Raw genomic sequence first — 2,359 nt, forward strand, 5'->3', positions numbered from 1 at the left:
TGGGTGCTCAATTGGATATCGTGCGTCAAATGCAGCAAATGATTCTGCCCAATCCTGAAGAACTGGAAATTGAAGGACTCGATATTGCTGGATACATGGATGCTGCCGATGAAGTCGGCGGCGACTACTATGATGTTTTAAACACCGATGGCGTTGTCACTCTTGGCATCGGCGATGTCACTGGACATGGACTCGAAAGCGGCATCCTGATGCTGATGGCGCAAACCGCCGTTCGTACCCTCAAGGAAATCCGCGAAACTGATCCGGTTCGGTTCTTAGATGCGCTCAACCGCACCCTGTATAAAAACGTGCAGCGCATGAATTCCGACAAAAGTCTCACCCTAGCGATTTTAAATTACTCAAAAGGATGGGTCAGCATCAGTGGTCAGCATGAAGAAACAATTATTGTGCGCCAATGTGGACAGGCTGAGCGCATCGGCACGATGGATTTAGGTTTTCCCCTTGCCCTCGACGAGGACATTACTGAGTTCATCAGTCCTATTTCAATTGAGCTAAAGCTAGGAGATGGTATAGTGCTATATACTGATGGTATTCCCGAAGCAAAAGACATTAACAAAAAGCAGTATGGACTTGAGCAACTGTGTGACATCATTAGCCAAAACTGGCATTTTTCTGCAAAATAAATTAAGCGAGCGGTGATTGAAGATTTACGGCGACATATAGGAAATCAAAAAGTGTTTGATGACATCACATTGCTGGTTTTGAAGCAACAGGTAGAAACCAAAGTATAATAACGCATTGCCACAGATGGAAGCGATACTAAAAGGGTGAACTATTCTTACTTAACCGCTATCCCCGTGAAAATTTTTATGAAGAACAGCTCCCTTAAATTCCGCCTCCGCACTGCCCTCGTAGTACCCTTTATCCTGCAAATTGTTGCAGCAGTTGGATTAGTCGGCTATCTTTCATTACGCAACGGACAACACGCCGTAACCGATCTTGCCAACCAGTTGATGACTGAGGTGAGCAACCAAACCGCTCAGCAGCTAAATGACTATCTTTCAATACCTCACCGAATTAATCAGATCAATATTGATGCAATCGAGACAGGATTACTCAATATAGAAAACTTTGACCTGGCTGGAAGTTATTTTTGGAAGCAGGTGCAAGCCTTTAATAATGTTGGCTATATTTCAAATACGTTAGCAGATGGACGCTTTATTGGGGCTGGCAAATACTTTCCAGGAGAAGGAGTCATCATTGATGAACTCTCTGCAAGAACAAACGGAAAAGTAGCTACCTATGACGTGAACAAGCAGGGCGAGCGGGGTAAAGTGTTACGGTTTTGGACCGACGACTTCGTGGCATCCTCATGGTATATTGAGGCGGCTAAAGCAGGTAAACCAACCTGGGGTTCGGTGTACTCTGTTGAGGAAATAAACTTCATTTCTCTACCGGCAGTGCGTCCCATTTATGCAAAAAACGGCAAATTACTTGGCGTGACTGGGGTTGATTTACAACTATCAAATATTACGAACTTTTTGCGCCTCTTAAATGTTAGCTCATCAGGACGAGTCTTTGTGATGGAACGAGATGGGCAGTTAATCGCCAATTCTAGTTCTCAACCCTCTTTTGCCAAAGTAAATGGTAAGACCCAACGCTTTAATGCGTTAAACATTAACGATCCGTTAATTCAAAGTACTGCTCAAACTCTAAAAAATCGGTTTAGTAATTTTCAGCGAATTAGAGAAAGGCAAACGTTGAACTTTCAAATTCAAGGACAACCTCACTTTGTCCGTGTTCATCCTTGGCAAGACCAGTTTGGCTTGAACTGGCTAATCGTGACTGTAGTTCCAGAATCCGACTTCATGGGTCAAATCAATGCTAATACTCGTACCACAATGGGGTTGTCTCTGGTAGCGTTGATGATGGCGCTGCTGATTGGTATTCTCACCGCTGGTTGGATTACTCGCCCCATTGAGCGGATTACCCAAGCCTCAGAAGACATGGCAGATGGCAACTTGAAGCAATACGTTAAACACACTCGCCTCGTTGAACTTGATAAGTTGGGAAACTCCTTCAACCGTATGGCAGACCAACTCAAGGAATTGTTTGACACGTTAGAAGATAAAGTCAAACAACGCACGACAGAACTAGCAACTGCCAATCACGAAATCATTACCCTCAACGAGAGACTCAAGCAAGAAAATCTTCGCATGGGTGCTGAATTGGATATCGTGCGTCAAATGCAGCAGATGATTCTGCCAAACGCTGAGGAACTGAAAATTGACGGGCTCGATATTGCCGCATATATGCAGGCTGCCGATGAAGTCGGCGGCGACTACTATGATGTCTTGAACACCGATGGCGTTGTCACTCTTGGCATCGGCGATGTCAC

The 2,359-nt window shown here is 44.7% G+C and carries 1 protein-coding gene and 1 pseudogene; both read left to right on the forward strand.

The window, feature by feature from the left end; all coding sequences use genetic code 11:
* Positions 1-752, forward strand: a pseudogene (locus tag QUB61_RS38955) (PP2C family protein-serine/threonine phosphatase); the annotation flags it as partial.
* A gap of 78 nt (positions 753-830) precedes the next feature.
* Positions 831-2,359: cache domain-containing protein (locus tag QUB61_RS38960; protein WP_333190448.1), on the forward strand; the 1,529-nt coding region annotated here is incomplete at its 3' end.

The organism is Microcoleus sp. C2D2, from assembly GCF_036702495.1.
Taxonomy (GTDB): Bacteria; Cyanobacteriota; Cyanobacteriia; order Cyanobacteriales; family Microcoleaceae; genus Microcoleus.